At 55.2% G+C, this 25,778-nt stretch carries 23 protein-coding genes, 1 tRNA gene, 2 rRNA genes, 1 other RNA gene and 1 other annotated feature; of the genes, 5 read left to right on the forward strand and 22 right to left on the reverse strand.

Translation table 11 applies throughout. The annotated features are described in order from the left end of the window. The 7 genes from BLT01_RS14065 to ffs form a co-directional block, all read right to left on the reverse strand. Positions 1-203 (reverse strand): 16S ribosomal RNA (locus BLT01_RS14065); the annotation flags it as partial. A gap of 319 nt (positions 204-522) precedes the next feature. Then, on the reverse strand, positions 523-786 hold the full coding sequence (locus tag BLT01_RS14070; protein ID WP_092098828.1) for a pro-sigmaK processing inhibitor BofA family protein: 264 nt from the start codon (positions 784-786) through the stop codon (positions 523-525). A gap of 96 nt (positions 787-882) precedes the next feature. Beyond that, positions 883-1,104, reverse strand: a complete 222-nt coding sequence (locus BLT01_RS14075; RefSeq protein ID WP_092098830.1) for a YaaL family protein — start codon at positions 1,102-1,104, stop codon at positions 883-885. 27 nt (positions 1,105-1,131) lie between these two features. Next, positions 1,132-1,728: a recombination mediator RecR gene (gene recR / locus BLT01_RS14080; RefSeq protein ID WP_092098832.1), complete on the reverse strand. Its 597-nt coding sequence runs from the start codon at positions 1,726-1,728 to the stop codon at positions 1,132-1,134. 78 nt (positions 1,729-1,806) lie between these two features. After that, a complete protein-coding gene (locus BLT01_RS14085; protein WP_063179021.1) occupies positions 1,807-2,127 on the reverse strand; it encodes a YbaB/EbfC family nucleoid-associated protein in 321 nt (106 codons plus the stop codon). A gap of 30 nt (positions 2,128-2,157) precedes the next feature. Beyond that, the gene (gene dnaX, locus BLT01_RS14090; protein WP_092098834.1) at positions 2,158-3,939 is read right to left on the reverse strand and encodes a DNA polymerase III subunit gamma/tau; all 1,782 of its coding nucleotides are present in this window, start codon (positions 3,937-3,939) and stop codon (positions 2,158-2,160) included. A 182-nt stretch (positions 3,940-4,121) separates the two neighbouring features. Beyond that, an RNA gene (ffs, locus tag BLT01_RS14095) (signal recognition particle sRNA large type) lies at positions 4,122-4,388 on the reverse strand. Positions 4,389-4,487: 99 nt separating this feature from the next. Between ffs and BLT01_RS14100 the strand changes: the two genes are divergently transcribed. Beyond that, a tRNA-Ser gene (locus tag BLT01_RS14100) sits at positions 4,488-4,580 on the forward strand. Positions 4,581-4,990: 410 nt separating this feature from the next. On the opposite strand, the gene BLT01_RS14105 is transcribed toward BLT01_RS14100, so the two are convergent. Further along, positions 4,991-5,728: an HAD-IIB family hydrolase gene (locus BLT01_RS14105; protein WP_092098836.1), complete on the reverse strand. Its 738-nt coding sequence runs from the start codon at positions 5,726-5,728 to the stop codon at positions 4,991-4,993. After that, positions 5,697-6,869, reverse strand: coding sequence for a glycosyltransferase (locus BLT01_RS14110; RefSeq protein ID WP_245696946.1), 1,173 nt, complete (start codon positions 6,867-6,869; stop codon positions 5,697-5,699). Before BLT01_RS14110 ends, BLT01_RS14105 begins: the two co-directional genes overlap by 32 nt. 247 nt (positions 6,870-7,116) lie before the next feature. Between BLT01_RS14110 and BLT01_RS14115 the strand changes: the two genes are divergently transcribed. After that, positions 7,117-8,340, forward strand: a complete 1,224-nt coding sequence (locus tag BLT01_RS14115; RefSeq protein WP_092098838.1) for a CDP-glycerol glycerophosphotransferase family protein — start codon at positions 7,117-7,119, stop codon at positions 8,338-8,340. A gap of 37 nt (positions 8,341-8,377) precedes the next feature. Here BLT01_RS14115 and BLT01_RS14120 read toward each other — a convergent pair whose 3' ends face one another. The 3 genes from BLT01_RS14120 to thrC all read right to left on the reverse strand — a co-directional run bounded on the left by BLT01_RS14120 (position 8,378) and on the right by thrC (position 10,857). Continuing rightward, positions 8,378-8,791, reverse strand: a complete 414-nt coding sequence (locus BLT01_RS14120) for a GNAT family N-acetyltransferase (RefSeq protein WP_092098866.1) — start codon at positions 8,789-8,791, stop codon at positions 8,378-8,380. A gap of 87 nt (positions 8,792-8,878) precedes the next feature. Then, positions 8,879-9,778 (reverse strand): homoserine kinase, encoded by a 900-nt coding sequence (gene thrB / locus BLT01_RS14125; protein WP_092098840.1) that lies wholly within the window; start codon positions 9,776-9,778, stop codon positions 8,879-8,881. Beyond that, positions 9,778-10,857 carry a threonine synthase gene (gene thrC, locus BLT01_RS14130; protein WP_092098842.1) on the reverse strand — a complete coding sequence of 360 codons (1,080 nt, stop codon included), beginning with the start codon at positions 10,855-10,857 and terminating at the stop codon, positions 9,778-9,780. Before thrC ends, thrB begins: the two co-directional genes overlap by 1 nt. 162 nt (positions 10,858-11,019) lie before the next feature. Between thrC and BLT01_RS14135 the strand changes: the two genes are divergently transcribed. After that, positions 11,020-12,390: an aspartate kinase gene (locus BLT01_RS14135; protein WP_092098844.1), complete on the forward strand. Its 1,371-nt coding sequence runs from the start codon at positions 11,020-11,022 to the stop codon at positions 12,388-12,390. Between the two features lie 56 nt (positions 12,391-12,446). Here BLT01_RS14135 and BLT01_RS14140 read toward each other — a convergent pair whose 3' ends face one another. From BLT01_RS14140 to BLT01_RS14150, 3 genes are all read right to left on the reverse strand, one after another. Then, entirely contained in the window at positions 12,447-13,115 is a 669-nt protein-coding gene (locus BLT01_RS14140; RefSeq protein ID WP_092098846.1) for a deoxynucleoside kinase, read from the reverse strand. Further along, a complete protein-coding gene (locus BLT01_RS14145) occupies positions 13,112-13,744 on the reverse strand; it encodes a deoxynucleoside kinase (RefSeq protein WP_092098848.1) in 633 nt (210 codons plus the stop codon). The genes BLT01_RS14140 and BLT01_RS14145 overlap by 4 nt, the downstream gene beginning before the upstream one ends. Positions 13,745-13,849: 105 nt before the next feature. Then, a complete protein-coding gene (locus tag BLT01_RS14150) occupies positions 13,850-14,989 on the reverse strand; it encodes a glycosyl hydrolase family 18 protein (protein ID WP_092098850.1) in 1,140 nt (379 codons plus the stop codon). A 96-nt stretch (positions 14,990-15,085) separates the two neighbouring features. Between BLT01_RS14150 and tadA the strand changes: the two genes are divergently transcribed. Then, on the forward strand, positions 15,086-15,625 hold the full coding sequence (tadA, locus tag BLT01_RS14155) for a tRNA adenosine(34) deaminase TadA (protein ID WP_092098852.1): 540 nt from the start codon (positions 15,086-15,088) through the stop codon (positions 15,623-15,625). 160 nt (positions 15,626-15,785) lie between these two features. On the opposite strand, the gene serS is transcribed toward tadA, so the two are convergent. The 3 genes from serS to pdxS form a co-directional block, all read right to left on the reverse strand. Then, positions 15,786-17,066, reverse strand: a complete 1,281-nt coding sequence (gene serS / locus BLT01_RS14160) for a serine--tRNA ligase (protein WP_092098854.1) — start codon at positions 17,064-17,066, stop codon at positions 15,786-15,788. 76 nt (positions 17,067-17,142) lie between these two features. Beyond that, positions 17,143-17,354, reverse strand: a binding site (T-box leader). Positions 17,355-17,405: 51 nt separating this feature from the next. Beyond that, positions 17,406-19,055, reverse strand: coding sequence for a M4 family metallopeptidase (locus BLT01_RS14165; RefSeq protein WP_092098868.1), 1,650 nt, complete (start codon positions 19,053-19,055; stop codon positions 17,406-17,408). 275 nt (positions 19,056-19,330) lie between these two features. After that, on the reverse strand, positions 19,331-20,176 hold the full coding sequence (gene pdxS / locus BLT01_RS14170) for a pyridoxal 5'-phosphate synthase lyase subunit PdxS (RefSeq protein WP_092098856.1): 846 nt from the start codon (positions 20,174-20,176) through the stop codon (positions 19,331-19,333). A 126-nt stretch (positions 20,177-20,302) separates the two neighbouring features. On the opposite strand from pdxS, the gene pdxR reads away from it, so the two are divergent. Further along, positions 20,303-21,721: a MocR-like pyridoxine biosynthesis transcription factor PdxR gene (gene pdxR, locus BLT01_RS14175; protein ID WP_092098870.1), complete on the forward strand. Its 1,419-nt coding sequence runs from the start codon at positions 20,303-20,305 to the stop codon at positions 21,719-21,721. Between the two features lie 34 nt (positions 21,722-21,755). Here the strand turns inward: pdxR and BLT01_RS14180 are convergent, their stop codons facing one another. The 4 genes from BLT01_RS14180 to rrf form a co-directional block, all read right to left on the reverse strand. After that, complete coding sequence (locus tag BLT01_RS14180) at positions 21,756-23,105, reverse strand: serine hydrolase (RefSeq protein ID WP_092098858.1); 1,350 nt, start codon at positions 23,103-23,105, stop codon at positions 21,756-21,758. A gap of 123 nt (positions 23,106-23,228) precedes the next feature. Beyond that, the gene (gene guaB, locus BLT01_RS14185) at positions 23,229-24,692 is read right to left on the reverse strand and encodes an IMP dehydrogenase (protein ID WP_092098860.1); all 1,464 of its coding nucleotides are present in this window, start codon (positions 24,690-24,692) and stop codon (positions 23,229-23,231) included. A gap of 94 nt (positions 24,693-24,786) precedes the next feature. Next, positions 24,787-25,272 (reverse strand): glutathione peroxidase, encoded by a 486-nt coding sequence (locus tag BLT01_RS14190; RefSeq protein WP_092098862.1) that lies wholly within the window; start codon positions 25,270-25,272, stop codon positions 24,787-24,789. 290 nt (positions 25,273-25,562) lie between these two features. Beyond that, a 5S ribosomal RNA gene (gene rrf / locus BLT01_RS14195) occupies positions 25,563-25,678 on the reverse strand. Between the last annotated feature and the right edge of the window lie 100 nt (positions 25,679-25,778).

Raw genomic sequence — 25,778 nt, forward strand, 5'->3', positions numbered from 1 at the left:
CCTTCCTCCATGCGGAGGAAGGAACCATCCGGTATTAGCCCCGGTTTCCCGGAGTTATCCCGATCTTACAGGCAGGTTGCCCACGTGTTACTCACCCGTCCGCCGCTGAATCAGGGGAGCAAGCTCCCCGTCATCCGCTCGACTTGCATGTATTAGGCACGCCGCCAGCGTTCGTCCTGAGCCAGGATCAAACTCTCCATAAGAGAGTATGAGTAAGCTCATACTTTAAAGCTGGCATATCAAGTGATATGTCCGATATCATTTGTTCCGTTCTCGCCCGACGGCGTCGGGGATCGGGAACTCATTTCATCAGCGTTTTGCTGTTCAGTTTTCAAGGTTCATCGTGCTCGCCGCGGTGCATCTCTTTGCGACAGCTTAATTATAATAACACGTCTATTTTCGGGTGTCAACAAGAAATAATCAACTTTCAATTTTCATTTGTCCCCCGAAAAAAGCGACCTCCCTAATATACGTCGGTTGCGGATAAAAGTCAAGCGCCGGTCTGCAATTTCGCTCTTCCTCCTATAAAAGGACGGAGAGCGCGCAGACCGACGCAACGCCGGGAACGCCCAATATGGCGATCATGAGTCCCGACATCAGATTCACCGGCACAAAAAAACCAAGGAGCCCCAGTCCGACGTTCAAAAGAAACAGGACCAGGAAAGCTGCAGCAAGCCGGAACCAGAAAACAGACAGTTTTTCTGCGGCTGTGTAAAGGATCCGCTTGTTGCGGACCAGGACGAGGAGGAGGAACAGTCCGGCCGCAATGCCGATGGCGAGTTTCAAACCGATCGCATCCTTTTTCCGTTTTTCACTCCGTATCCACTGTATGCCGCCAGGACGCTTTCTATTCAAAAAAATAACGGCGGCAGACGCCGGCCGTTATTTCTTGAGGGAGATGTTCCTCCTTCTCGCCTCTTTATATAGATAGAAATGCCGGGCTTCTGCCATCAGCCGCTGCGTACGGGCAAGACCTTCCTCATCAAAGCGCGAAGCCTGGCGCTCAATCTCCTTTGCCTGCATCCATTCCTCATGCGTTTCTTTGAGAAGCCGGATCAGGCGTTCATCATACTCGCGCTTCAGTTTATTTCTCCGGCCGAACATCGGGAGCCACTCCTTCTTTCCTTGATGTCAGAGTTCCCTGCGGCCCTCAAGCGCCTTGGACAGCGTAACTTCATCCGCGTATTCGAGATCGCCGCCGACGGGAAGCCCGTGTGCAATCCGAGTCGTCCGGATGCCGGACGGCTTGATCAGCCGGGAAATGTACATGGCCGTCGCTTCCCCTTCAATCGTCGGGTTGGTCGCAAGAATCACTTCCTGAATGGTGTCATCCTGGAGGCGCTTCAGCAAGTCCGGAATATTGATGTCTTCCGGCCCGACGCCGTCCATCGGAGAAATCGCACCGTGGAGGACGTGGTACAGGCCGTTGAAGTCGCGCATCTTCTCCATGGCAATGACATCCTTCGGCTCCTGGACCACACAGAGCATCGAACGGTTTCGGGATTCATCTTTACAGATCCGGCACGGATCCGTGTCCGTGATATGCCCGCAGACGGAACAGAACGTCAGATCGCGCTTCGCATCGACAAGCGCCTTTGAAAACTCGAGCACCGTGTCTTCTTTCATATCCAATACATGAAAAGCGAGCCGGGCGGCCGTCTTGGGCCCGATCCCCGGTAGCTTCATAAAGCTGTCGATCAGCTTGGAAATCGGTTCAGGATAATGCATTCCGGTTCCATCCTCTCATGAAATATAAGAGACGGGCCGCCGCTTATCGCGTGCCGGCCCGTCCGCTCGACGGAAATCTCAGAACATCCCCGGGAGATTGAGGCCCTTCGTGAACTGGCCCATTGTCGAGTTGGTCAGTTCATCGGCCTGTTTCAGTGCATCGTTGGTCGCGATGACAATCAGGTCCTGCAGCATCTCCACGTCTTCCGGATCTGCAACAGACGGATCGACCGCCACTTCCAGCACTTCCTTATGGCCGGAAACGACCACTTTGACCATGCCGCCGCCGGCTGTGCCCTCAAGGCGCTTTTCGCCGAGTTCTTCCTGTGCTTCCGCCATCTGTTTCTGCATCTTTTGCATCTGTTTCATCATGCCTTGCATATTGCCCATGCCACGCATCTGTTTTCCTCCTCAATCATTAAGTATTGGTCAGTCATCATATACATTGACAGCTTCTTTGCCGAACAGTTTTTCGGCTTCCCCGACCAGCGGATCCTGCACCGGAGCCCCCGCCTCCTCCAGGAACGAGAGCGCCTCTTGGGCAGCTTCCTCGTCCGGGTGAAGCGGTCCCGCTTTGCTTTCTCCGGAGGACGGCTTCTGGAGTCCGTTTTCGCGGATAAACGATTCACGGATCCTGAGCCAGTCTTCTTCCGGAACAAACACAGGATCATAGGCGCTGCCGGCCCGGGCGGACAGCCCTTGGGAAAGCGACGCCAAAAACTCAGGATTGCTTGCGGCCATGCCGCAATGGATGGCGTATTTGAATTTTAACACAAACGCCTTGTCCGACGCCGCTACCGGCTCGGCATCATTCAGAAGGGCAGCCTGAGATTTCTGCATATCATTCAGAATTGAGGCCCAGTTTGACTTGATCGACCGGATATCCTCTTTTGTGGCATTTGCCAGAACATCGCGGATACGGCCTTCCTGCACCTGGAAACCGTTTTTCGACTTTGGTGCAGGGCGCCGCCTTTCCGGGACCGGACCTTCGGCGGCTGGCGGAACACCCTGTTGAATCCGGCGCGTCAGATCAGATACCATCTGCTCGAGACGGCTGACCTGGCGCTGCAGATCCTCCACTCCTTCCCCGCTTCCTGCGGAAACGGGCGCAGCGGCGGATACGGGTGTCCCGTCCGCCTGGATCATCCGGAGGAAAGCTGCTTCAAGGTATACTTTCGCATGGTTCGAGAAGCGCATCTCCTGCTGGGTTTCGGACAGGATGCTGATAAACGCATACAGCCGGCCTTCCGGCAGCGACTCCGAAAGCGGCATGAACCCGTCCGGATCCGAAATGATTTCGAGAAGATCCGGCATTCCCGGAGCCGCCTTCATGACCAGAAGGTCCCGGAAGAATGTGATGAGGTCTTCCGTAAGCCGCACCACATCTTTCCCTTCGGAAACGAGCCGCTCCAATAGTGATAGCGCACCCGCGGCGTCCTTGCCGGAAAGGGCCTCGGCAATTTTCTTGAACAGTTCCTCGCCGACCGACCCGGTGACCATGACCGCATCGTCCGCGGTGACATCTTCGCCGCCGAACGACACGGCCTGATCGAGCATACTGAGCGCGTCACGCATGCCGCCCGCGGCAGCCTGGGCGATGACCTTCAGCGCCGGCTCCTCGTACCGGATGCCGCTGTCCTCCAGCACCTGTTCCATCCGATCCTTCAGGTCCGTGCGCGACAGAGGCTTGAAGTCAAAGCGCTGGCACCGCGAAATGATGGTCGGAGGAAGCTTGTGCGGCTCGGTCGTCGCCAAAATGAAGACGACGTGTGCCGGCGGCTCCTCCAGCGTTTTAAGGAGGGCGTTAAATGCACTGTTCGAGAGCATGTGCACCTCGTCGATAATATACACTTTAAACCTTGAGTTTGATGGGGCGAAACGGACTTTCTCTATAATCTCCCTGATCTCTTCGACGCGGGAGTTGGAGGCGGCATCGAACTCGATGACATCCGTGTCCGAACCGTCTGTGATCCCGCGGCAGGAGTCGCATTCATTGCACGGTTCGTCCGTCGGCGCCTGTACGCAGTTCAACGCCTTTGCAAAGATTTTCGCCGTACTGGTCTTCCCGGTTCCGCGGGGTCCCGAAAACAGGTAGGCGTGGGTCGTCTTGTCCTGGAGGAGGGCATTCTGCAGCGTCCGCCTGACGTGCTGCTGTCCGCTCATCTCTCCGAATGTCTGCGGCCTGTAGGCCCTGTAGAACGCCTGGTACATGTGCAACTCCCCTCCTTCCCGGACACAATTTCATATGTTGATTATACCATACAGGTGCCCCTCGCGCGCCTATCTTCTTCCGGCTGCGGCGCGGAGTTTTCCTTCCTGCAGGCAGGAGGGGTTCAGGGCACACAAAAGGCCCGTCCTCATCCGGACGGGCCGATTACATGTCTATGAAAATGCCGTGCACCTTTCTTCGACCGATGCACACAAGCGTTACTCCTGTCGTTGGCTCGGTTTAGGCTGCCCCGCGGCACATGGGGGTACCCACTTAATGCTGCTTCCTTCCGGACCTGACATGGTTCGTGGGGCCCCATTGCGCAGGACCCAAACGTCTTCACTACGTGCAGAAGGCAGGCCTTGCATGACAAACGGCCTCGGAAAGGAATTCAGTCCCGCTGGAGCGGATTGCGGGTTACAGGACACCGCTACCTTCCCACCTAGCACGGCGAGATTTATTATACGGCCTGCGAAGGAAAAAATCAACCCAAACCTTTCATCCCCGTTGACACCGGGGGGCGCATCATGATAAATTATTCCCGTGACATGGAGGAGTACCCAAGTCTGGCTGAAGGGGTCGGTCTTGAAAACCGAGAGGCGGGTAACACCGCGCGGGGGTTCGAATCCCTCCTCCTCCGCCATTTCACAAACACGCGCATAAAGTTGAGATAGAAAAAATCCGTTGCATCTGCAGCAATTTTTTTCTCCCAATGCATGATTGAAAATTTAAAAGAACCTAAACAAACCTACAAATGAAGCCGCCGGCACCCGATGCCGGCGGCTTTTTCATTTTTCCGGTCCACCTTACAGGACGAACTGCCGGAGAATTGCATCCGGGATCCTATCGGACATTCGCAGGGCGGCTGTCTCTTTCTGGTCATAGACTTCGACTTCCAGCTCAAAGTTCCTGTCGATCATGCAGATGACCCCCAGCTTGGTGAGGGAAAGGTGTCCAATTCCCCGGCCTTGGCCAGATCGGCTCCAATGGTGAGATGCTTCCTGATGAGCGAAGCATACCGTTCCCTTGCCTGAATTCCCGGAAGGCCATCAGTCATCCGCTTATATCCGCCGTGTTCCCATGAAAGTGCATCCAGGCTTCGAGGATTCCGCCCGCACATGGGCGGGAAGCCCGGAACAGGGTTTCATGATCCTCTGCTTCCAACAGTTCCGGCCGTGCGTTGGAGACGATCACAGACGGATAGCCGAGCATGAGCATGTCCAGATCATTGCCGGAATCACCGGCGACCAGGACACGGGCCCTTTCTTCCGCGAACTTGCCGATCACGTAGCGGAGTGCTTCACCCTTCCCGCCGCCCTCGGGCAGAATATCGACATCGCGGCCGGAACTGAAAACGAACGTATGGGGGATGCTTTCCGCGGAAAGAGCACTCCTCAGTTTTTCAGCGGGTTCCCCGCCGTCAGCATCGAAAGAGACCCGCCTAGTGTCCGGCAGATCCTGCAGACGGATACCGGGAATTCCCTCCGCAATCCGCAGCACAGCCTGAGGATTCCAGTTTTCCGACATCCGGTGCTTCCACCCAAGGTCTTCCGCAAGCGCCTGCCCGGCAAAGACGGATGTGCCGACATCGGTAACGAGGATATCCGGAACCGGAAGCCCCTCCCCGCGGATCAGGTCCATTGCGGATACCCGGTGGCGCCCTGTCACATAGGCAAGCGCGACACGCTCCGGCAGTGAATCATAGTAATCAAGCAGTTCGCGGAGGCCCGCCTCGTCACCGACGAACGTGCCGTCCAGATCAGTCGCCAACAAATACCGGATCTTCTGCACGGTACAACACCTCATAGATTTCATGGATATCAGCCGCAATCGCCGGCCAGTTAAATACTTTTCTTGCGCGCTTCAGCGCCTGCCTGCCAAGACGTTCGGCAAATTTGGGATCTCCGGCGATGCGCCTAAGTCCCCGTGACAATTCCGCCGGGTTTTTGGCTGAGACGAGAAGGCCGGTCCTGCCATCCTGCACGACGTCCTGAAGCCCGCCGACTTCGGAGGCGATCACCGGCGTCCCGCAAGCCTGGGCCTCCGCGGCCACCATGCCGAACGATTCATAATAGGAAGGAACAATCACAGCCGTTGCGCGGCAGAACAGATCCGCAAGTTCAACTTGGCTGAGCGGGCCGAGGAAAATCACCCGATCTTCCATCCCGGCCACTGCCGATCGGAGCCGAGCCTTCAGCGGCAGACCGCTTTTCGGATCGATGTCCTCCTCCGCGCCACCGGCAAGAATCAGCCTCGCATCCTTTCCATGGCGGAGAAAAATCCGGAATGCGCGCAGAAGTGTCAGGATACCTTTTGTCTGCTCGAATCGGCCGGCATAGACGAACAGGGGGGATTCTCCTTTGTCCGCAGCTGTAAATGCGCGCTCAAATGACCGGTCGACTCCTATCGAAACCACTGACACGCTTGAGCGCATCCCGGCAAAGTCCAGAATGATGTCTTTTTCGGTCGGCGTTGTGGCAATGACCCGGTCCACCCTCCCCAGGATTTCTTTTTCTGCCCTTAGCCTCTCCTCCTCCACCGTGCCGGTCGCCTTGGCTTTGGCGATTCCGAGGGAATGGGAAGTGTGGACGATCCGTGTGCCGTAATCATTCCGGATCATGAGGCCAAGCAGGCCGGAAAGCCAGTAGTGGGTATGGACGACGTCATAGCCGCCCAGGTCCAAGGTGGTTTTCATCTCTTTATAGAAGGCGGGGAGAAGGTTCAGCATGTCGGACTTCGGTACAAACGCTTTTCGTCCCGCTGCAATCCGGATCACCCGGCAGCCGTCGCCGAACCGCTCGATTTGCGGTGTATCCGGATCGTTCCAGTGCGTGGCGACATCGACGCACAAACCGCGTTTGGCAAGCGCCTCCGCAAGCTGGCGGACATAGTTGTTCTGGCCGCCCGACTGCTTTCCTCCCAGTTTCGCCAAAGGATCTCCGTGGTCTGAAATAAATAATACTTTTTTGCACATAACCAGTTGGACAACCCCTTTCCTGCTTATCTCCCCTCTGAAAACGCAGAGTAGTAGATAACTTTACCCTTCTTTAGTGATCACCAAACATTTTCTGGTACATTTCAATTAAATTAGGTAATGTTAAGTTAATGTAAATAGAAAAGGAGAGAACCGGGTAATATTAAGATAATATTAAGAGAAAAAGAGAGAAAGGCGTGATGTTATGGGGTTGAAACAGGAGAAGTGGTACCGGCCGGCAGAAGTCGCGGCAAAGGTGGCGGCAGCCCGTGCCCTTGCGGCCATTCTGCCCCGTCCGGAGCGGGACATTGTTTTGGTCGGAGGGAATCTGGGTGAAAAATATGAAGATAACGCCTCGGTTTTCCATGACTATCTGATCCGTGAACGTCCGGACCTGGACGTTTACTGGATGTATGATCCTTCAACCGATTATGTCCGGAATGAAGGTATTCCGAATGCCGTTCCCCTTGGCACCTTCCAAAATTACCTACTGTTTTTCCGGGCTGCCTATACCTTCCACGGGCATTCCCTCCTCTACGATATTGCGCCCGGTATTGACCGGTATGTCCATCTGAATAAAAAGACCGTCATCACCCATATCAGCCACGGAATCGAAGGGTTCAAGAAAATCCTGATCCTCCCGGAAGACAGGCCGCTACTCAGGCGCACCAACTACTTTAACTGCGCCTCTCCTTATGAAAAGCGCATCAAACAATACGGCTGGGGGGTGCCTGAAGAAAAATTGATCACGACCGGCATGGCCCGGTTCGACCGCCTCAAGCCGGACAGCCCGGCACCAGAAGTGAAAAACCTCCTTGTCATGATGACTTGGCGGGAGTGGCTGTTCGGCCTGTCAGACACCTCTTTCATGGAAAGCGAGTACTTCAGGCGAACGACCGGACTGCTGAACGATCCGGCGTTTCTCCGGCTGGTCCGTGACCGGCGCCTGAATGTGAAGGTCGCGCTTCACCCCTTCATGAAACGCTTCGAACGATTTTTCAAAGGGTTCCCGGGATCGGAGCAGATCCGTTTTTATTCGTTTGACGAAGTATCCATTAAAGAAGAGGTCATCCGTGCGGACATGCTCCTGACCGACTACACAAGCGTGTCATGGGATTTCCTTTATCAGAACAAGCCGATCATCTTCTATATGTTTGACCAGGAAGAGATGGAACAGCATCGCGGCACTTATCTTGATCTTGATCGTGAACTATACGGCTACAAAGCGAAAAGTCTGATGGAAGTGACCGGGCTGATCGACCGCATCACTGCCGGCGACAACACGAATCCGTATTACCCGAAGTCCGGAGAGTATTTCCAGTACTTCGACAATGAAAACTGCCGCAGGCTGGCGGACCGTGTCATCGGACCTGCCCGCTCGACCGAGAAACTCAAAATCCGCACGAAAACCGTTCCTGCGGAATCCTAAAAGGAGCAGGTCCCGATCAAGGGCCTGCTCCTTTTTCCTATTCCATTACTTTGCCTGACTGCCTGCTATAGTTCCGCACAATCATCCCATTTGTGCGGTGCATGCCGAACCGCTCATAAAACGGCACGACGTCATCATCACAACAGACGTCAATCATATAGAGATGGTTTAATTCGCCGGTCATCCTGCGCACGAGTTCCCGGCCGATGCCGATCCCCTGGTACTCGGGCAGCACTTCCAAAAGCGGAATATAAGCCGACAGGACACCATCACTCACTGCGGTGATGAACCCGACGGCCCGGCCGGCTTTCCGGTCAACAGCCACCACCTTGTGACTGCTGTTCCGGAGCAGCCTCAGGTGGGTCTCCTCCGACGGCGGGTCCGGCCATCCCGCGAAAAAGCCCTCCAGCATACCGGCAGTGATGCCATCCGTATCTGTCCTGTATTCCATTTCCAATCTGTTCCGCTCCCTTCTTATTTCCGGTTAAAAGAGCGGATGATCAAAAGTATAGCAGCATTCCGGGCCCTCCGTTCGTTTTTACACGGTGACCGTTGCAGCACCGGCGGATGAAGCTTTCACCGCAAGCGGGCGGTATGCCGGGAATTCACCGGCAAGCCGCTGTGCAATCGATCTTTCGGAATCAGGCTCCGTCAGGACGAGAACCGACGGGCCCGCTCCGCTTACTGCCGTACCGTATGCACCGGCCTTCTTGGCAAAATGGCGGATCTGATCAAAATCAGGGAACAGTCGGGTCCGGTACGGCTCATGGAACACGTCCCGCTCCATCATGCGGCCGGCACGCTTCCAGTCACCGACGGCGATTGCCGCCGCCATCACGCCGGTTGCCGCGCTGCCGCATACCGCGTCTGCATGCCGGAGGGTGTCCGGGAGAAGGCCTCGCGATTCTTCCGTCGCGAGCGGACGGTCCGGAACGAGAATCACCGCTCCGACATGCGGATGCGGGATATGGACCGTTTCCAGTTCACCGTCCATGTAATGGGAAAAGACCGCTCCCCCCATGATCGCCGCAACGACATTGTCGGCATGGCCTTCAATGCCGCTGCCGATCCTCGCTTTTTCCTCCACTGACAGCCCGAGCCCGTACAGGTGGTCAGCCGCCTCTATTCCGGCGGCAACAGCGGTTGCACTGCTACCGAGCCCTTTGCCGAGCGGGATGTCCGAATGAACGGAAAGCCGGCAAGGCGGCGCCTCCGCCCCGCACTTCCGGGCCGTTTCCTGCATCGTGCGGACGATCAGGTTTTCCTCCCCGCCGGCAAGACCCGCATATTCTTCCCCTTCATAGACCACTTCCCATGCATCGGCTTTTTCCGCTTCCACTTCCATGTAAAGGGTGAGCGCAAGTGCCGCGCAGTCAAATCCAGGCCCCAGGTTAGCCGTCGTGGCCGGCACCCGGATGGCGAGCGTCGGCCGGCCCATCAGCGTGCCTCCGCCTTGATGCCGCTGATGAAGGTCTCGAACTCTTCCTGTGTGATCGGCTTGCTGTCCTCGTTGGCCAAAATTGCAGTGTCCGGATCCTTCAGACCATTGCCTGTCAGGACACCTACAACCGTCGCTCCCCGCTTCAGCCCTCCGGATTCCAGCTGCTTTTTGATTCCGGCGATTGTCGCGCACGATGCCGGCTCAGCAAACACCCCTTCTTGGTATGCAATCAGCTTATAGGCTTCGAGAATCTCGTCATCCGTCACGGCAAGAATGTTGCCGTTCGATTCCGCAAGCGCCGCCTCCGCGAGCTGCCAGCTGGCCGGGTTCCCAATGCGGATGGCGGTGGCAATTGTTTCAGGCTGCTCGACCGGCGATCCGTTTACGATCGGTGCTGCGCCAGCTGCCTGGACGCCGAGCAATTGCGGACGGTCCATGCCCCGCTTCTCGGCATATTCCTTGAACCCTTTCCATGCGGCTGAGATGTTCCCCGCATTGCCGACCGGGAGCGCGAATACATCCGGCACCTTGCCAAGCTGCTCGATTGCCTCAAATGCGATTGTTTTCTGGCCTTCCAGACGATACGGGTTGACCGAGTTCACGACTGCGATGTCCTCGCCGCCCGTTTCCCGGACCATGCGGAGCGCTTCGTCAAAGTTCCCTTCGATTTCAAGAATTTCCGCTCCGTACATCTTTGCCTGCGCCAATTTTCCAAGTGCGATCTTGCCTTCCGGGATGACAACCACCGTACGCATGCCTGCACGAGCCCCGTACGCCGCGGCGGAAGCCGACGTATTGCCTGTCGACGCACAGATCAGGGCCGATTTGCCCTCTTCCTTCGCTTTTGCAACAGCCATGACCATTCCGCGGTCCTTGAACGAGCCTGTCGGATTGGCTCCCTCTGTCTTCACATACAGGTCGATGTCCCATTCCCGGGAAAGATTATCCAGCCGGATCAGCGGCGTGTTCCCTTCCTGCAAGGTGAGGGAAGGCGTGTCTTCCGTAACCGGCAGCCACTCCCGGTATTCCTCGATCAGACCCTTCCAGCGCTTCGCAGATTTGTTGTTGGTTTCCATGTTGACGCCACCTCCGGTTGAATGTACACTATGAAAAAACATCTGTTCATTGCATAAGGACATTATAGTCCCGGAGGTTGACAGAAACAACCCCTGCATACTATATTTTAAAACAATTCATTCTGTTATGAAATGAAATTCAAAGAGATGGGGTCTGATGAGATGAAAGTTTGCAAATTTGGTGGTACTTCGGTCGCGTCGGCGGAGCAGATTATGAAAGTAGCCGGCATCATCTCATCCGACCGAACCCGGCGTATCGTCGTCGTCTCGGCTCCCGGGAAGCGCTATCCGGAAGATCGCAAAGTGACCGACATGCTGATCCGCCTGGCTGACGCTGCTCTGGACAATAAAGACACCGGACCGCTTCTTGCCGAAGTGGTCGGCCGCTTCCGTCTGATCGCGGAAGGACTCGGCCTTGGCGGAGATTTCATCTCGACGGTCGAGGAAGACCTGATGGCAAGGCTCAATGCGGACCGGCCGCATGCTGGCCGATTCATGGATCTGATGAAGGCCGCGGGCGAGGATAACAACGCCCGGCTCGTCGCAGCGTACCTGACACAGATCGGCATCGAAGCGGTCTACATGTCGCCGATGGAAGCCGGCCTCATCGTGGAGGGGCCTGCCGGAGACGGCATGGCCGACCCGGAATGCTATGCCCGGCTTTCGAAACTCAAGGATGAATCCCGCGTCATCGTCTTCCCGGGCTTTTTCGGCTATACGAAAGACGGCGTGCTCTGCACATTCGGCCGCGGAGGTTCCGATATCACAGGTGCGATTCTTGCGGCTTCGACAGGTGCGGATATGTATGAGAACTTCACCGACGTGGACGGCGTTTTTGCTGCCAACCCGAATGTCGTCAACAATCCGGCATTGATCGGCAAAATGACCTACCGGGAAATGCGGGAACTTGCATACAACGGATTCACTGTCCTGCATGATGAGTCACTGATGCCGGCATTTACCCATTCCGTGCCCGTCAACATCAAAAACACAAACAACCCTGCAGCCCCGGGGACGCTGATCGTGAAAGAACGAGAGTGCAAAACCCAGCCGGTCATCGGCATCGCGGCGGACAGCGGATTCAGCACGTTGTATGTAGACAAGTATCTGATGAATCGGGAGATGGGCTTTGGCCGCCGCCTGCTCGGCATCCTGGAAGAGGAGCAAATTTCTTTTGAGCATACCCCGACCGGAATCGACAACATGTCCGTTATCATCCGGAACAAATTCCTGACGCCCGAAAAGGAAGAACGCATCCTGCGACGTTGCTTTGAGGAACTGAAAGTGGATGACGCCCACATCAACTCCGACTACTCGATGATTGTGCTTGTCGGCGAGACCATGCGTTATTCCAAGGGACTTGCCGCACGTGCCGCTATGGCGCTTGCAGGCTCCGGTACGAACATCGAAATGATCAACCAGGGATCATCGGAAGTCTCGATCGTCTTCGGCGTGAAAAAAGAAGACGAGAAAAAGGCGCTCCGTGCGGTATACAACGAATTCTTCGTCCCCGCGCACGCCCATACCTTTTGAAGCGGCCAGCAAAAAGCACCGCCCTTCCGGATAACCGGCATGGGCGGTGCTTTCTGTTATTTCTCCAACAGGTTGGCTTGTTTCATAAAGAAGGCTATGCGTTCCACGATATCTTCGGTCGCGTCCGGATCCTTCAGAAGGTCATAGTCTTTGATATCGAGGCGGAGGACCGGGCAGGCGCTGAACGAGTCAATCCATCGGGTATACCGCTCGTACATTTCCTCCCAATAGGACACCGGGGTCGCCTGTTCCATTGGGCGTCCCCTCACTTTGATCCGCTCGAGAATATGATCGAAGGATCCTTCCAGATAAATCAGCATGTCCGGGTGAGGAAAGTACGGCGTCATGACCATTGCTTCAAACAGCTCAGTATACGTGCCGTAATCAACAGGATCCATCGTTCCCTTCTCGTAGTGCATACGGGCGAAGATGCCGGTGTCCTCATAGATTGACCGGTCCTGGACAAACCCGCCGCCGTATTCGAACATCCGCTTCTGCTCCTTGAATCGCTCCGCGAGAAAATATACCTGGAGATGGAAGGCCCATTTCTCGAAGTCGTTATAGAACCGTTCGAGATAGGGATTGGAATCCACTTTCTCATAGGAGGTCCGGAAATCCAGCGCATTCGCAAGTGCGCGTGTCATCGTCGACTTTCCGACGCCGACCGTCCCGGCCACCGTGATGACGGCATGCTTCGGGATATTGTATTTTTCTCTGAGGTTCATTCTGCGACTCCCTTTCCAATCACCTGGTCAATCTGATTCAATATGTACTTCCGGTCTTCCGCATTATGGACAAAGTCATACTGGTCTCCACTAAATCGCAGCACCGGAATTTCCGGATGTGCCGCCTCGAACCGGTCAATGAACCCTTCATAATCCGCAGCAAGCTGCTTCATATATTCCGGGCCCATGTTTTTCTCGAATTCCCTGCCGCGCATGGCAATACGCTTCATCAGTGTGTCCAGCCCCGCGTGGAGGTAGACGATGATATTCGGCATCGGCATGTCCGCCGTCAGAATACGGTAGATCTGCTCGTATTTCGCATACTCGCCGGGTTTCAGCGTCCTTCCTGCAAAAATGAGGTTCTTGAAAATATGGTAATCCGCAACCACGGGCCTGCGTTCTTCCAGCACCTTTTTTACGTCGCTCAGCTGTTTATACCGGTTGCACAAGAAGAACATCTCCGTCTGGAAGCTCCATTCATCGATGTCTTCATAAAATTTATTGAGGAATGGATTTTCATCCACGATTTCCTTTAGCAGCCGGAATCGGTGCGTTTCCGCGATTTCGCCGGCGAGCGATGTCTTGCCGACACCGATCGGACCTTCGACCGCGATAAACGGAACATGCATCCGGATTCCCTCCCTTTCTTGAATTGACACTTCATTTTATCATAGGCGGTAAGGCGGGCATACGAAAAAAACCGGGGCCATCTCCGTCAGAAGATGGAAGCCGGCTCACAGTTGTTTCACGTGGAACATTTCGTCGAGCAGACGCCAATTTTGCGGAAACGGGAATGACAGATGCCAATAGGAGATGCCCCTGAGGCCCAATTCCTTGATCAGGTCGAATTTTGCTTTGATGGAGCGGGCATCCTCGAACCAGACGACATGCTCCTTGCCATCCCGCCAGTAATTGAAAAATGGGGCCTGCGATGTTTCATCATACTGGATGGCTGCATTTCGTTCCCTGGCCCGCACTAAGGCAGCCTGCGGGCTCAAGCCCTGTGCCGGCGGGTTCCCTGGCTTATACGGCAGAGTCCAATCGTACCCGTACAGATTCTGTCCCATCAGGATTTTCTTTGCCGGGATGACGGTCAGCGCAAATTCCAGCACATCCCGGACAGGACCGATCGGCGACACAGCCATCGGAGGGCCCCCGCTGTAGCCCCATTCATAAGTCATGATGACAACGAAATCTGCAATAGATCCGATCGCCGCGTAGTCATGTCCTTCATACCAGACACCCGGCTGGTCAGCACTCGTCTTTGGTGCAAGGGCGACCGAAAGCGTCAGGCCCGGATCCAGCCGGTCCTTCAGTTTCCGGAGAAAAGCCGTGTACGCGTCCCTGTTTTCCCGCCCGAGGTATTCAAAATCGATATGGACGTCTTTTGCACCCTTTTCCCGGGCAAGTGCATTGATTTCACCGATCAGCCGGTCCTGCGCGGCCTCGCTTGCAAAGATTGCTTCCGCAATTTCGCGGCTGAATGCGCCTTCCTCGAGGTTCATGACGACGATCGCCGTCTTTGCCCCAGCGGCTTCCGCCGCCTCTCCGACTTCTCCCCAGTTAAACTTTATGAGTGAGCCGTTCCGCCGGACCTCGTAGCCTGTCGGCATGACATAGGTTAGGAGCCCTTCCCGCTTCCGGATTTCTTCTATCAGAGAAGCCGGGGGTGTTTGTGTGTACCATTCTGCATAGCCGTTCACCGTGATTTCCGGCCGATCTACCGGCGGCGTCTGCGGGATGACCAGCGCCTGGCCGACAACGAGGACATCGGGATCCGGAAGTTCGTTGGCTGCAGCGATGTCCTCCGCCGGAACGCCGTACTGCCTGGCGATTGTATAAAGGCTATCCCCCTGACTGACAACATGTATCATTGGTTTCCCCTCCTTGGGCAGTCCGGTCCATCATATGCAGCCAAACGGAAAAGCGTGATACACTAAGGGAAATTCAGTTGTTCAGGAGGTTCCGGAATGGACAGGAACGAACCGTTAGTGAATGGCGCCGAGGAGTCTGGACAGGACCTTCGGTTCATGGAACTTGCCATTCTGGAAGCAAAAAAAGCCGAAGCGATCGGCGAGGTTCCGATCGGCGCAGTGATCGTCCGGGATGGCGAAGTGATTGCCGCCTCGCATAATCTGCGCGAGCAGGACCAGGAAGCGACCGCCCACGCAGAACTTGCGGCGATCACCGAGGCATGCAGGAAAACCGGCAGCTGGCGCCTTGAAGATACTGTGCTTTATGTCACCCTCGAGCCATGCCCGATGTGCGCGGGCGCCATCTTGCAGTCCCGCATCCCCCGGGTGGTCTACGGCGCGCGCGACCCGAAAGCCGGCTGTGTCGACTCGCTCTATCGCCTGCTCGATGATCCGCGCTTTAATCACAGATGTGATGTCACCGAAGGGGTGCTCGGCAAAGAATGCGGCGCCCTCCTCACTGACTTTTTCCGAGGCATCCGAGAACGCCGGAAAGCCGAGAAGCAAGTAAAAAGAGAAAAGGAATTGGAGAGGTGAATAACAGATGGCTCCAAAAAATCCATTCCCTCTCAAAATCCGGTTTCCCGGTCAATGTCATCCTAACATTAGCCTCAATCAACCTTTATATTAGCTATTTTTCTGAGCAGAACAGACAAAAAATCCCCGCAGCCTTTTAAGAGGCTGCGGGGATTGCTGTTTATTTGGCTTCGATTTTCTCTTTTCCGCCCATGTAAGGACGGAGTGCTTCAGGAATGATCACCGAACCGTCTTCCTGCTGGTAGTTCTCGAGTATGGCGGCGACGGTGCGGCCGATGGCAAGACCGCTGCCGTTGAGTGTGTGGACGAACTCCGGTTTTGCGCCTTGTTCACGGCGGAAGCGGATATTCGCACGGCGGGCCTGGAAGTCCTCGAAGTTCGAGCAGGACGAGATTTCACGGTAGACGCCCTGTGTCGGAATCCACACTTCGATATCGTACTTTTTCGCGGCGGTGAAGCCAAGATCCGCGGTGCACATCTTCAGCACACGGTACGGCAGTCCGAGAAGCTGCAGCACCTTCTCCGCGTGGCCCGTCAGCTTCTCAAGTGTCTCATAGGAATCTTCCGGCTTGGCAAAGTGGACGAGCTCCACCTTGTTGAACTGGTGCATCCGGATGAGCCCGCGGGTATCGCGGCCTGCAGAGCCCGCTTCAGACCGGAAACATGCGCTGTAGGCGGCATAGGAAAGCGGCAGGTCGGCCCCGCTCAGGATTTCGTCACGGTGGAAATTCGTCACCGGAACTTCGGCAGTCGGGATGAGGAAGTAGTCCTCCTCCTCAATCAGGAATGCATCCTCCTCGAACTTTGGCAGTTGCCCGGTGCCGGTCAGGCTTGCCCGGTTGACCATGTAAGGCGTGAGCATCTCCTCATAGCCGTGCTCTTCCGTATGAAGGTCTAGCATGAATGCGGCAAGGGCGCGCTCCAGCTTTGCCCCTGCCCCCTTGTAGAACACGAACCGGCTGCCCGTCGTCTTTGCTGCACGCTCAAAGTCGAGGATACCGAGATCCGTGCCGACTTCCCAGTGAGGTTTCGCTTCGAATCCGAATTCAGGCAGTTCGCCCCACTTGCGGACTTCGACGTTGTCGTCTTCGCTTTCTCCGACCGGCACGCTTTCGTGCGGGATGTTCGGCACACGCATCATGATATAGTTCAGGTCTTCCTCGACCGAATTCAGTTCTGCGTCCAGTTCCTTGATCCGGTCGCCCAGCTCGCGTGTTTTCTTGATCGCCTCGTCAGCGTTTTCCTTATTGCGCTTCATCTCGGCGATTTTCTGGGACGATTCGTTCCGTTCCGCCTTCAACTCTTCTACCTGCGTGATCAGCCCGCGGCGCTTCGTATCGAGTTCGCCGAAGCGCTCGAAATCAGCCAGGTCCTCCCCACGCTTTGATAGTTTCTCTTTGACTTCCTCGTAATGTGCCCTTACATACTTGATATCCAGCATGTTGGCCGCCTCCTATCCAGTCTTTTTCCGGCGATGAGAGAGAATCCGGGCATATAAAAAGCCCCCGTCCCTTATAAAAAGGGACGAGAGCCACCCGCGTTGCCACCCTGATTGGCCGCAGATCGCGGCCCGCTCAATGGAATAACGGTCCATGCGCCGGCCGGGCCTACTGCCTGTTTCAGCCCGGCTGCTCAGGGACGGATTCACGGATACCCCTGCCGGCTCGCACCATCCGCCGGCTCTCTGCAAAAGGCGTTTTCCGCTACTGCTTCCCCTCATCGTCTTGAGTGTGAAATTATCCTCACTGTACTATAAAAAGGGGGAAATGGCAAGCCGGACTCAGTAGACCCCGACCGCGCTGAATGCCTGCTTGACGGCAGCGACTTCCGCGCTGGATGCACCGTACAGATCGGTTGCCGCGCGTATGGCCGATGCGCGGAAGTGGCTGTAGTTTGAAGTGGGCGTCAGGTATTGCGTAAGCGTGCGATACATGATTTTGCCTACTTTGGTGTTGCCGATGCCGTTGACCTTCACGCCGTAGTGCGTGCCGCCGTTGGCAAGGAGATAGGCCATCTTGTTGCCGATCCCGGAGTTGATGTGAACGCCGCCGTTATCCTGCGTGCCGATGTAGCGCTTGGAATAGTGGTCCGGGTCTCCGGCAAGTGTCGGATCCGCCATTGAACGGAGTGCGTCACCCGGCGTGCCCGGCGTGTAGATGTCCTCGCCCATCAGCCAGTCGGGGTTGTTGTTGAAGTGGTACTCGGTGAGGGTGCCGAAAATGTCCGACATCGACTCGTTGATCGCCCCCGACTCGTTCTGGTAGATCAGGTCTGCGGAAAAGTCGGTGACGGCATGCGTCAGCTCGTGTGCGACCACGTCAAGCGAACCCGAGAATGCCCGGAAGTTGTAGCCGTCCCCGTCACCGTAGATCATCTGGGAACCTGTCCATCCGGCGTTATTGTAGCTGCGCCCGTAGTGGACAGTCGACACGAGTTCAGCACCCGCATTGTCATAGCTGTTTCGGTTATGGACATTGCGGAAGTAGTCGTATGTCCATGCGGCATACGTATGGGCATCGACGGCTGCCCGGTCGTAGGAAGCTCCAAAACGGTTGTCGGCGTCCAGCCAGAGGGTTCCCGGGATTCGCGTCTGGTTCCGGCCGTCATACGTATAGACGCCTTTGCCGCGCGTGGCATCATACAAATAGTAACCGTCCGCTGTGCTGAACGTCTTGAATGTCTTTGAGTCTCCCAGAACGCCCGTGCCGGAGCCGGTAACGACCGTACCGCTGAGCGAACCTGTGCCGCCTTTTGCTTCGTGCATTTCATTCAGGTTCCGGATGATCTCTCCCGTCTTGGCATCGACAAAGACGAGGAAATTCCCCGGAGCCGGGTCAAGCACTTCAAACCGCATCTGGTAGGCATAGCGCGGCTGTCCGTCCAGCGCATAGATGACCAGTTTAGGATGCTCTTCTTTTTCAAACTTGTCCACCTTGTCGCCGAGCTTTTTCTCGGCCGCTTCCTTGCCGATTTTAAAGGCGTCCGCCTTCGTCACCTTGTTCTTGCCGGCAAGTGTCGACTTTTTATCCAGATTGGGCACTGCTGTTCCCGAAACGGCAGTCAGCACGCCGTTTTTGTCCACGTGTGCAGTCAATACAGAACCGAAGACCGGCGTCCCCATATGCTTTTGCTGAAGACGGACGTGGGTGTAGCCGAGCTCGTCCTTTTCCTCGGACATGACTTCAAATGATGACGCGGCTTCCCCGCTGTAGCCGAACAGCCCTTTTTCCTTCTTCAGGTACTCGTAGACAATCGATGCCGCCGGCTTTGCTGATGGCTTGGTCAGTTCCCCGGAGACGAGATTCGGAACGTTCAGATCTTCATTTTTCGAAATACTGATGCCGTGACTGTTTGCGGATGCCGATCCGACTGTGAGTGACAGCGCCATGAGAGCCGCCGCCCCGATTCCTGCAAGTTTTCGTTTGTTCACTATCAATTCACTCCCCTTCTATCTGGATACCTCCGTATGTACGGTAGAGATCTATCATAATGGTTATTCAGAATAATTTGAATAGGTTTTAAAACTCTTTTCTCTCATATTACCAGCGCTATTTCATTTATGAAATAAATGGAAATGTAATAAGGAAACTTTCACTCATAATCCTCCTTTCCTCCTCTTTCCTCCCTCACTGTCCTCTGGGGGAGGGTGAGAATCCCTATAAAAAAACACGGCCGGAAAAACCTGTTCCGGCCGTGCCATCCTATTCAGATACCGCGCGCGCTCATCCGTTCGCCGGCTGCAAGCGCTGCGATTTCAAGCCCTTTCATAGGGGTTCCGATGTCTTTTGACAGTTCCCCGATCAGCGCATAGTCCTTGTAGTTCCGTGTCGCTTGTACGATGGCCTCGGCAAACTTCTGAGGGTTATCCGACTTGAAAATGCCGGAGCCGACAAAGACACCGTCAGCGCCAAGTTCCATCATAAGTGCCGCATCTGCAGGAGTCGCAACTCCGCCAGCGGCGTAGTTTGTCACCGGCAGCCGCTTGTTCTCCCGGATGGCGAGAAGCACGTCATATGGCGCGCCAAGATCCCGGGCTTCCACCATCAGTTCATCATCGTTCATATGGATGATCCGGTTGACTTGGGCATTCACCTTTCTCAAGTGGCGGACTGCCTCGACGATATTGCCCGTACCCGGTTCTCCTTTAGTCCGAAGCATCTGCGCCCCTTCCCCAAGACGCCGTGCGGCTTCCCCAAGATCGCGCGCACCACAGACAAACGGTACGTTGAAGCTGCTTTTCAGAAGATGGAACTCTTCATCAGCCGGCGTCAGCACTTCGCTTTCGTCAATATAATCGACACCCAGTGCCTCGAGAACCCGCGCCTCTGAGATGTGGCCGATTCTTGCCTTGGCCATGACGGGAATGGATACTGCGTTTTTGACTTCTTCGATAATGCGCGGGTCTGCCATGCGGGCAACACCGCCTGCCGCACGGATGTCGGACGGCACACGCTCCAGTGCCATGACCGCCACCGCTCCTGCCGCTTCTGCCACTTTTGCCTGTTCTGCATTGATGACGTCCATGATGACGCCGCCGTATTGGAATTGCATGCTTGATCGTCTCCCCTTATTGTTATGTTCTGTCTATTCAGTTCAAGTATAATAGGGTTTGACCATATTAAAATATCCAGTTAAGCCTGATTTAATAAGGTCAGATTTAACAAAAGGGTGATAATGATGCTAATAGTCCCGATCCGGAGGGATGGCGACGGACCAATCTATGTACAAATCTATGAAGGGATCCGGCGCATGATTTTAGATGGTTCTCTAACCGTCGGCGCAAAGCTGCCTTCCAAGCGGAAATTCGCAGAACACCTCGGAGTCAGCAACACGACGGTCGAGCTCGCTTACGAGCAGCTTCTGGCGGAAGGGTATATCACGTCCAAGCCGAGAAGCGGCTTCTACGTGCAGGACGTCGGTGAACTGGCGTATGCCCAGCCCGCCGAAGATCAGAAAGCCCCCACTCCCCATCCTCCTGAAAAAGCAGGATACCGCTATGATTTTTCTCCGGGACGCATCGACACCGGGGCATTCCCGTTTGATGAGTGGAGGCGGCAAGCCAAAAACCTAATCGATCCCGCATCGGCTGAGTTTCTTCTGCTCGGCCACCCGCACGGTGATCCCGAGCTCCGGCGGGAAATTGCGACATACCTGAACCACTCGCGCGGGGTGCGCTGCACACCCGAACAAATCATCATCGGTTCGGGGACTGAACAGCTGATGCCGCTCATCATCCGGCTGCTTGGCCCGTTTACGGTGTATGCCGTAGAAAACCCCGGCTATCCGCTGACACACCATCTGTTCCGCCAAAACGACCGGATGACCGTGCCCATCCCCGTGGACGGCCAGGGAATCGATGTCGGAGTTCTGGAGGACTCCGCCGCGGATGCCGTCTATGTGACACCGGCCCACCAATTCCCGACAGGCGCGGTCCTGTCTGCAAAACGCAGAAGCCGCCTGTTCAGCTGGGCTGCTGCTAAGCCTGGCCGAATTATTATAGAAGATGACTATGACAGCGAATTCCGCTATGGCGGCATTCCGGTGCCCGCACTCCAAGGAATGGACCGGCACGGACGTGTCCTTTACCTCAGCACATTCTCAAAATCACTCATGCCGTCTCTCCGGGTTGCCTACATGGTGCTGCCGGAGCCGCTCCTGAAGCGCTACGACGACCTGTTTTCCCTTTATTCCTCAACCGTTCCGCGGCTTGACCAACAGATGCTTGCTGGCTTCATGGCAGACGGCTCTTTTTCGCGTCACCTGAACCGGATGAGGAAAGTGTACAGGCGCAAGTACGTGGCCCTCACAACCGCCCTGGGACGGTTTGCCGGCTCCGTAAGCCACGAGGAAAGCCAGGCAGGCATGCATCTCCGCCTCACCGTCAAAAGCCGGAGGAGCGGCTCAGAGCTCGTCCGGCTGGCTGCTGATGCCGGCATCCGTGTCCATTCCGCTGCTGCCTACTCCATCACCAAAACGGAAGGAGAGGGACTTCCGGAAATTGTCCTCGGCTTTGGAAGCATTCCTGAAACCGATATCCCGGAAGCCATTTCCCTTCTCATGGAATCCTGGAACATCAAAAAAGACGGAACAGCCTGATTCGGCCGTTCCGTCTTTTCGTGTGGGATGAGAATCAGAAAAGACCCTTTACCCATCCCGTAGCTTTGCCCCAGACTCCGGAGAAAAAGTCGCCGATTGCCTGGAGTGTAAGGGAGAACCAGCCCGCTTTCCCGACGGATTCCTTTGTAACGACATCGGACGAGGCAGGGGTCCCATCCACATTGCCGTAGACCGGCTGCCCGTCGGCATGGACAATATTCGCCGTCCCGACGACCGAGCCTTCCTTGACAGGCGCCTCAAGCTTACCGTCCTTCAACTTCGATTCATCCGCTGCGAATTCCGCCGTATACTTGTCTTTGTCGGAGGTCTTCACGAGCATCGTGACCGGCTCCTTGAGGCCGATCTTCACTTCTTTTTCCTTCCCCTTGCTCACGGGAAGGGTTTCGTTCCCCTTGAACTTGTGGTCCGCAGGGAGGATTTCTTCTTTCACGAACTGATTGAAACCGTAATCGAACAACGTGCGGGCCGCATCGAAACGGGCTTTGTATGAACCGTTGCCGTCTTCGTCCACCGCCTTCATGACCACGGCAATCAGGCGTGTTTCACCGCGCTTTGCCGTTCCGGTGAATGCATGGCCGGCAAGGTCGGTCGTTCCGGTTTTCAGGCCGTCCACACCTTCGTACTCATACACGAGACCCGGCAGCATGAAGTTCCAGTTATCCATCTGGGTGGCATCCGCTGTTCCTTCCCGGAATACCTTCTTCGGAATGCTTGTCGTCTCCAGAACTTCCGGATAGTCCTTCAGGAGATGATAGGCGAGAAGCGCCACCGATTTTGCCGGCATGACGTTTTCATCATTTTCTCCCGTGCCTTTCGGTTGCATGCCCTGCAAATAGGAGTTGTTCAGGCCCGTCGAGTTGACGAACTTGTAGTCTTTCAGTCCAAGTTCTTCGGCTTTTTCGTCCATCAGCTTGATAAACTCGGTTTCCGATCCTGCCAATGTTTCCGCAATGCCGATGGTGGCCCCGTTCGCCGAGTAGATGGCAAGTGCCTCATACAGCTCCTGGATGGTGTACGTCTCGCCATTACGGAGCGGGACGTTGCTCAGGCGCCTGTCCTGGGAAATGGTATAGGCATAGTCAGAAACGGTGTATTTCTGATCCCAGGTGATCCGGCCTTCCTCGATCGCCTCAAACAGCAGGTATTCCGTCATCATCTTCGACATACTGGCAATACCGAGCGTGGCATCCTCATTTTTTCCGTATAGAATCTGTCCTGTGTCGGCATCAACCAGGATGGCAGCATCTACGCGCAATCCCAAATCATCAGCCGCGGAAACAGAGCCGGGCGCAGAAAATATGGTCATCATAAGAACAGGTACGACCAGGAGGATCGCGAGTGTTCTCTTAAACATGTGATTCAATGTGGTCCCTCCGAAATCTTATTTCAACCGCTTTATTTTAACATAGAACAGACTGCCCCGCTTGCCGGTTCACGAAAAAAAAGCCTTTCCGCTCAATAAAGGGCGAAAAGGCTGAGTATTGGATTACAACGAGTAGTTAGGTGCTTCTTTTGTAATTTGGACATCGTGCGGGTGGCTTTCGCGTAGGCCGGCTCCTGTCATGCGGATCAGCTGGGACTCTTCGCGAAGCGTCTCCAGATCCTTCGCGCCCGCATAGCCCATTCCGGCTCGGATGCCGCCGACCAGCTGATGAATCGTATCGGCAAGAGGCCCTTTGTATGGCAGGCGTCCTTCGATGCCTTCCGGTACAAGCTTCTTCACGTCTTCCTGGAAGTAGCGGTCTTTCGAACCCTGTTCCATTGCTCCGACAGATCCCATTCCCCGGTATACCTTGAAGCGGCGGCCCTGGAAGATTTCCGTTTCGCCCGGGCTTTCGGTCGTTCCGGCAAGAAGGCTGCCCAGCATGACGACATGGCCGCCGGCTGCCAGCGCCTTGACGATATCTCCGGAGTATTTGATGCCGCCGTCCGCAATGATCGCCTTGCCATGTTTGCGTGCTTCTGTCGCGCAGTCATAGACAGCTGTGATCTGCGGGACTCCGACACCTGCCACCACACGGGTCGTGCAGATGGACCCAGGTCCGATACCGACCTTCACGACATCCGCCCCTGCTTCATAAAGGGCGCGTGCGCCTTCTGCTGTCGCCACGTTGCCCGCCACGATATCGAGTTCCGGGTAAGTTTCACGGATTTTCCGGACCGTGTCGATGACCCCTTTGGAGTGCCCGTGTGCCGTATCGATGACGATAAGGTCAACTTCGGCTTTGACGAGCTTTTCAAGACGAAGCATGGTATCGGAGGTGACGCCAATTGCTGCGCCGACAAGCAGGCGGCCCTGGGTGTCTTTCGCCGCTTTCGGGAACTCGATGACTTTTTCGATGTCCTTGATGGTGATAAGGCCTTTCAGGATCCCTTCTTCATCAACAATCGGGAGTTTCTCGATTTTGTGCCGCTGAAGAATCTTTTCCGCTTCCGCCAGCGTCGTGCCGACCGGGGCGGTCACCAGGTTTTCCTTCGTCATGAAGTCACTGATCATCCCGGAATAATCTTCGATAAATCGCATGTCCCGGTTCGTGATGATTCCGACCAGTTTCAGTTCGTCTTCATTGTTGACGATCGGCACACCCGAAATCCGGTATTTCCCCATAAGGTGCTCCGCATCAAATACCTGATGCTCTGGAGTCAGGTAAAAGGGATTTGTAATGACGCCATTCTCGGAGCGCTTGACTTGTACGACCTGCTCTGCCTGCTCCTCAATGCTCATATTCTTATGGATGATGCCGATGCCGCCCTGGCGTGCCATGGAAATTGCCATCTTCGCTTCGGTGACCGTATCCATGCCGGCACTGATAATCGGGAGGCTGAGCCTGATTTTATCAGTCAACTGAACAGAAAGATCCACTTCCCTCGGCAATACTTCCGATGCCGACGGAACAAGCAATACATCATCAAAAGTCAGGCCTTCTTTGGCAAACTTGTTCTCCCACATGTCGTTTTATGCCCCCATATCGCTGAATATTATTGTTAGGTTATCAACGTGAAATTGGGCTGTCAAGAAAGATTGGGAAGTAAAATTATTCCCATTATTCGATTAGTTGTTTTTTTATGTCATCTCGTATTTTCTCCGGCTTCGTCTGCGGGGCATAGCGCTCTGCCGGGCGCCCGTCACGGCCGATGAGGAATTTCGTGAAATTCCATTTTATATCTCCTCCAAGGAGGCCTTTTGTTTCACTTGTGAGGTACTTGAAGAGAGCATCGGCTTTGTTTCCTTTCACATCGACTTTGGCATACATCGGGAACGATACGCCATAGTTTCTCCTGCAGAACTCCATGGTCTCCTCGATGTCTTCAAACTCCTGGTTCATGAACTGGTCGCTCGGAAAACCGAGAATCGCAAAGCCCTGATCTTGAAATTCCTCGTAGAGTGCCTGGAGGCCGTCAAATTGATTCGCAAAGCCGCATTTGCTTGCCGTATTCACAATCAGGACCACTTGTCCTTCGTAGTCGGAAAGTGCCTGTTTGGTGCCGTCCGTCTTTTCTACTTCAAAGTCATAGATCGTTGCTGCCATCCGCGTCACTCCTCTCATTTAACTGTAAACTTACCGCGGAAACGTGTCCGTTGGCAAAGGAAACCCCTTCGGGCGGATCTGAAACGTCCCAAAAAAATCTCCTATCCTTCTATATGAATCTCCGATTATTGAGCGTGTTAAACAGAAGAGAGGGGGGTAAGATTGTTGTGGCGTTGCTTCTTAACACTCGCGGGAATTGAATGGGAAACCGGGTGAATGCGTCCCGACGTTTCTAGGTGCGCTCCATTTTTCCGCACAAAAAAACCGCCTCCATCAGGAGACGGCTTTGTGCCCAGCGACGTCCTACTCTTGCAGGGGGAAGCCCCCGACTACCATCGGCGCTGAAGAGCTTAACTTCCGTGTTCGGGATGGGAACGGGTGTGACCTCTTCGCCTTCATCACTGGACCTTGAGCTTGTTCGCTCAAAACCGGATAAACGGGACATTGTATAGTACCGAAATCTTTCATGTGCCATGGTCCGGCCTCAGCGGCCAACTGCTCGGGTC

This window comes from Bhargavaea beijingensis, assembly GCF_900101985.1.
Taxonomy (GTDB): Bacteria; Bacillota; Bacilli; order Bacillales_A; family Planococcaceae; genus Bhargavaea; species Bhargavaea beijingensis.

Excerpts from the sequence above, each read along its gene's own strand:
- BLT01_RS14115 (WP_092098838.1), top strand. The coding sequence starts at position 7,117 with ATGGGGTTGAAACAGGAGAAGTGGTACCGGCCGGCAGAAGTCGCGGCA.
- pdxS (WP_092098856.1), bottom strand. The coding sequence starts at position 20,176 with ATGCAATTCCAATACGGCGGCGTCATCATGGACGTCATCAATGCAGAA.
- BLT01_RS14140 (WP_092098846.1), bottom strand. The coding sequence starts at position 13,115 with ATGAACCTCAGAGAAAAATACAATATCCCGAAGCATGCCGTCATCACG.
- BLT01_RS14150 (WP_092098850.1), bottom strand. The coding sequence starts at position 14,989 with ATGATACATGTTGTCAGTCAGGGGGATAGCCTTTATACAATCGCCAGG.
- pdxR (WP_092098870.1), top strand. The coding sequence starts at position 20,303 with ATGCTAATAGTCCCGATCCGGAGGGATGGCGACGGACCAATCTATGTA.
- BLT01_RS14120 (WP_092098866.1), bottom strand. The coding sequence starts at position 8,791 with ATGGAATACAGGACAGATACGGATGGCATCACTGCCGGTATGCTGGAG.
- BLT01_RS14075 (WP_092098830.1), bottom strand. The coding sequence starts at position 1,104 with ATGTTCGGCCGGAGAAATAAACTGAAGCGCGAGTATGATGAACGCCTG.
- BLT01_RS14135 (WP_092098844.1), top strand. The coding sequence starts at position 11,020 with ATGAAAGTTTGCAAATTTGGTGGTACTTCGGTCGCGTCGGCGGAGCAG.
- serS (WP_092098854.1), bottom strand. The coding sequence starts at position 17,066 with ATGCTGGATATCAAGTATGTAAGGGCACATTACGAGGAAGTCAAAGAG.
- guaB (WP_092098860.1), bottom strand. The coding sequence starts at position 24,692 with ATGTGGGAGAACAAGTTTGCCAAAGAAGGCCTGACTTTTGATGATGTA.
- dnaX (WP_092098834.1), bottom strand. The coding sequence starts at position 3,939 with ATGTACCAGGCGTTCTACAGGGCCTACAGGCCGCAGACATTCGGAGAG.
- BLT01_RS14145 (WP_092098848.1), bottom strand. The coding sequence starts at position 13,744 with ATGCATGTTCCGTTTATCGCGGTCGAAGGTCCGATCGGTGTCGGCAAG.
- recR (WP_092098832.1), bottom strand. The coding sequence starts at position 1,728 with ATGCATTATCCTGAACCGATTTCCAAGCTGATCGACAGCTTTATGAAG.
- thrB (WP_092098840.1), bottom strand. The coding sequence starts at position 9,778 with ATGGGCCGGCCGACGCTCGCCATCCGGGTGCCGGCCACGACGGCTAAC.
- tadA (WP_092098852.1), top strand. The coding sequence starts at position 15,086 with ATGGACAGGAACGAACCGTTAGTGAATGGCGCCGAGGAGTCTGGACAG.
- BLT01_RS14085 (WP_063179021.1), bottom strand. The coding sequence starts at position 2,127 with ATGCGTGGCATGGGCAATATGCAAGGCATGATGAAACAGATGCAAAAG.
- thrC (WP_092098842.1), bottom strand. The coding sequence starts at position 10,857 with ATGGAAACCAACAACAAATCTGCGAAGCGCTGGAAGGGTCTGATCGAG.
- BLT01_RS14190 (WP_092098862.1), bottom strand. The coding sequence starts at position 25,272 with ATGGCAGCAACGATCTATGACTTTGAAGTAGAAAAGACGGACGGCACC.